General features: G+C 70.7%; 5 protein-coding genes. 2 read left to right on the top strand and 3 right to left on the bottom strand.

Features of this window, described 5'->3' with window-relative positions:
* The coding region (locus tag I59_RS17220; protein WP_031274369.1) for a PfkB family carbohydrate kinase at nucleotides 1-218 on the bottom strand (218 nt) is incomplete at its 3' end.
* A 73-nt stretch (nucleotides 219-291) separates the two neighbouring features.
* Nucleotides 292-435, bottom strand: coding sequence for a hypothetical protein (locus I59_RS23050; protein ID WP_022904930.1), 144 nt, complete (start codon nucleotides 433-435; stop codon nucleotides 292-294).
* Here I59_RS23050 and I59_RS17230 point away from each other — a divergent pair.
* Nucleotides 434-1,696, top strand: coding sequence for a DNA recombination protein RmuC (locus I59_RS17230; RefSeq protein WP_022904931.1), 1,263 nt, complete (start codon nucleotides 434-436; stop codon nucleotides 1,694-1,696). The genes I59_RS23050 and I59_RS17230 overlap by 2 nt on opposite strands.
* Nucleotides 1,697-1,850: 154 nt before the next feature.
* Here I59_RS17230 and glpX read toward each other — a convergent pair whose 3' ends face one another.
* Nucleotides 1,851-2,840 (bottom strand): class II fructose-bisphosphatase, encoded by a 990-nt coding sequence (gene glpX / locus I59_RS17235; RefSeq protein WP_022904932.1) that lies wholly within the window; start codon nucleotides 2,838-2,840, stop codon nucleotides 1,851-1,853.
* Nucleotides 2,841-3,060: 220 nt separating this feature from the next.
* On the opposite strand from glpX, the gene fbaA reads away from it, so the two are divergent.
* On the top strand, nucleotides 3,061-3,908 hold an 848-nt coding region (gene fbaA / locus I59_RS17240), incomplete at its 3' end, for a class II fructose-bisphosphate aldolase (protein WP_022904933.1).

A 3,908-nucleotide genomic window follows, 5' to 3' on the forward strand; every position in this document is an offset into this window, starting at 1 on the left:
GCGATGTAGCGGCCGAAGGGGTCGTGGCCCGTGCGGGTGATGACCGCCGTGTCGGCGCCGTGTCGGGCCGCGCGAATGGCGACGTTCGTCGCGCTGCCGCCGACGGACTTCGAGAAGCTGGTGACGTCCTCGAGGGGGCCGGTCTGCTGCGGGTAGACGTCGACGCTGACGCGGCCCATGGTGATCACGTCGTGTGCGTGAGGTGCTTCGTGCGGCATGCGACGGGGTGGACCTTCCGTGCGGCGTCATCGGCGGACGGTCCGACTGTACACCCGCTTTGCCCTAATGTCATTACATGGCGCTCGCGAGGTCGCCGGGGTGGGCGCGGCGTCGGCGGGCCGCGTCGGCGCGGCGCGAGGTCGCCGGTCGGCCGGCGGCGGCACGATCGACGGCCTGGAGGCGCGGTGTCGGTGGGTCCTGCCAGGGTCGCGTCATGCAGATCCTCGCCCTGGTCATCGGTCTCGTCATCGGCGTCGCCGTCGGCGCCGTCGTCGCGTGGGCACTCGCGCGCTCACGCGCCGGGGTGGACGCCGCCGCCGCGAACGCCACGGCGGACGCACTGCGGGCGCAGCTCGACACGGTGCGCGCCGACGCGGAGGAGCGCCTCGACGCGCAGGACGCCCAGTACCGTCGGCAGGTCGACTCCCTCGAGCGCCGTGCGGCGGAACTCGAACACCTCGTGCAGCGGATGCACGGGGCGGACGCGGCCCGGAACCAGAACGAGTCGAAGGTCCTCTCGGCGCTGAGCCCGGTCGCGCAGACGCTCGACGTCATGCGCGCCAAGATCGCCGAGCTCGAGCAGTCCCGCAGCGAGCAGTACGGCGCCCTGTCCGCGCAGCTCCGGTCGGCCGCCGAGTCCGAGGAGCGCCTCCGGGCCACTGCGGACACCCTCGCGAGCGCGCTCTCGTCGAACAGCACGCGTGGTGTGTGGGGCGAGACGCAGCTCCGGAACGTGGTCGAGGCAGCCGGGCTCCTGGAGCGGGTCGACTTCGACGTGCAGAGCTCGGTCACGACGTCCGCCGGGGCGGCGCGTCCGGACATGGTCGTGCACCTGCCCGGTGGCAAGACCATCGCGGTCGACGCGAAGGTGCCGTTCAGCGCCTACCTCCAGGCCGCGGAGATCCCCGCCACCGCGACCGGCGCCGAGGGGGCTCGCCGCGACCAGCTCCTGCAGCAGCACGTCCGAGCGCTCCGCGCACACGTGGACGCCCTCGCAGCGCGGGAGTACTGGTCCGGGTACGACGCCTCCCCCGAGCTCACGGTGGCGTTCATCCCGTCGGAGTCGCTCATCGCGAGTGCCCTCGCCGCGGACCCGGGGCTGCTCGACCACGCCTTCCGCAAGCGCGTCGCTCTGGCGTCGCCCGTGACGCTCTGGTCGGTGCTGAAGACGGTCGCCTTCTCGTGGCAGCAGGACGTCGTGACGGCCGAGGCGCGCGAGCTCTTCCGGGTCTCCCGCGAGCTCTACGGACGCCTGTCCACGCTCGGCGGGCACGTCGACAAGCTCGGTCGGGCGATCCGGGGCACCGTCGTCGACTACAACCGCTTCGTGGGGTCACTCGAACGGCAGGTGCTGCCGAGTGCCCGGCGGCTCTCCCTGCTCGACGAGTCGAAGGTCATCGCCGGCCCGGCGACGATCGACGACGAGCCGCGGCTGCTCACCGCGCCGGAGCTCGTCGGCGCCCTCGACGACGACTGACCTCGGTACTGCGGTTCGGGCGCGGCCTTGCGGACGCTCGTGCCGCACAACCGAAGTCCGCCCGAACCACGGGTACACCCGGTTCGGACGGACTTCGGTTGGGCGAGTACCAACGGCGCCACGCGGAGCGCGCGTCAGCCCCCGGGTCAGCGGATCAGAACCACTTCTCGGCGCGGTGGTCGGCCTGGATGCGACGGATGGTGTTCGAACGGGACCGGAGCACGATCGAGTCCGTGTGGATGACGCCGCGCTCACGCCGGACCCCGTCCACGAGCACACCGTCGGTGACCCCGGTCGCGACGAAGAACGTGTTGTCGCCCGTGACGAGGTCGTCCTGGTCGAGGACCTTGTCGAGATCGTGGCCGGCGTCGATCGCCTTCCGCCGCTCCTCGTCGTCCTTCGGCTGCAGCTTGCCGAGGATCACACCACCGAGCGCCTTGATCGCGCACGCGGTGATGATGCCCTCCGGCGTCCCGCCGACACCGACGCACATGTCGATCTTCGACCCCGGCAGCGCCGCCGAGATGCCGCCGGCGACGTCACCGTCGAGCAGCAGCCGCGTCCCCGCGCCGGTCGCACGGATCGCACGGATGAGCTCGTCGTGGCGGGGCCGGTCGAGGACGGCGATCTGCATGTCCTCGATGTCCTTGTCCTTCGCCTTCGCCAGGGCTCGGATGTTCTCACCGATCGGCTTCTCCAGGTCGAGGACCCCGCGGCCCTCGGCACCGGCGGCGATCTTGTCCATGTAGAACACGGCGGACGGGTCGTACATCGACCCGCGGTCGGACACCGCCATCACCGAGATGGCGTTCTGCCGGCCGGCAGCGGTCAGCGAGGTGCCGTCGATCGGGTCGACCGCGATGTCGCACGCCGGACCGTGGCCGTTGCCGACGTGCTCGCCGTTGTAGAGCATCGGGGCGTTGTCCTTCTCGCCCTCGCCGATCACCACGACGCCGTCGAAGTTCACCGTGCCGAGGAACTTCCGCATCGCGTCGACCGCGGCACCGTCGGCGAGGTTCTTCTCACCACGCCCGACCCACGGCTGCGCACGGATCGCGGCGGCCTCCGTCGCACGGACGAGTTCGAGCGCGAGGTTGCGGTCGGGCTGGAGGAACAGGGAGCCGGTCTCAGTCGTGGGAGTCACGCGCCCAGCGTAGCGACGGCACGCCGCGAGGCGGGCCGGTCGCGAGCGCTGTGAACGTATGTGCACCACGGACGGAACGCGCGCGCGTGACCCGGACCGCGCCTCTCCCCACCGGGCACGGCCAGCCCGGCGCTGGCGCGGCTGTCCGGAACCGGCCGGCGGGGCCCCGTGCGGCTGACTAGGCTCAGCGAGGACACCACCGAAGTCGAAGGAGATCGCAGTGCCCATCGCAACGCCGGAACAGTACGCCGAGATGCTCGAACGAGCGAAGGCCGGCAAGTTCGCCTACCCCGCGGTCAACGTCTCGTCGTCGCAGACGATCAACGCGGTCCTCCAGGGGCTGCAGGAGGCCGGCTCCGACGGCATCCTCCAGGTCACCACCGGTGGTGCGGACTACTTCGCGGGGCACACGGTGAAGAACCGTGCTGCCGGCGCGCTCGCGATGGCGAAGTTCGCCCACGAGGTCGCGAAGAACTACGACATCACGGTGGCCCTCCACACCGACCACTGCCCGAAGGACGCGCTCGACGGTTTCGTCCTCCCGCTCATCGCCGCGAGCGAGGAAGAGGTCCGCCAGGGCCGCAACCCGATCTTCCAGTCCCACATGTGGGACGGCTCGGCGGTGCCGCTCGACGAGAACATCGAGATCGCGAAGACGATGATCGCGAAGACGCGGAACATCAACGCGATCCTCGAGGTCGAGATCGGCGTCGTCGGCGGCGAGGAGGACGGTGTCGCGCACGAGGGCACGAACGACGCGCTCTACACCACCCCGAACGACGTCGAGAAGGTCGTCGACGCGCTCGGCCTCGGCGACCAGGGCCGCTGGATCGCCGCGCTCACCTTCGGCAACGTGCACGGCGTCTACAAGCCCGGCAACGTCAAGCTGCGTCCGGAGCTCCTCGGCGAGATCCAGGCCTCGGTCGCCGCGAAGCACGGTACCGGCGAGAACCCGCTCGACCTCGTCTTCCACGGCGGATCCGGCTCGACCGACGACGAGATCCACGAGGCCGTGCACAACGGCGTCATCAAGATGAACATCGACACGGACACGCAGTACGCGTTCAC

This window comes from Curtobacterium sp. B8, from assembly GCF_000333315.1.
Taxonomy (GTDB): Bacteria; Actinomycetota; Actinomycetes; order Actinomycetales; family Microbacteriaceae; genus Curtobacterium; species Curtobacterium luteum.

What these genes read in the sequence shown, in the direction of transcription:
- I59_RS17230 (WP_022904931.1), top strand. Translation starts at nt 434, where the DNA reads ATGCAGATCCTCGCCCTGGTCATCGGTCTCGTCATCGGCGTCGCCGTC.
- I59_RS23050 (WP_022904930.1), bottom strand. Translation starts at nt 435, where the DNA reads ATGACGCGACCCTGGCAGGACCCACCGACACCGCGCCTCCAGGCCGTC.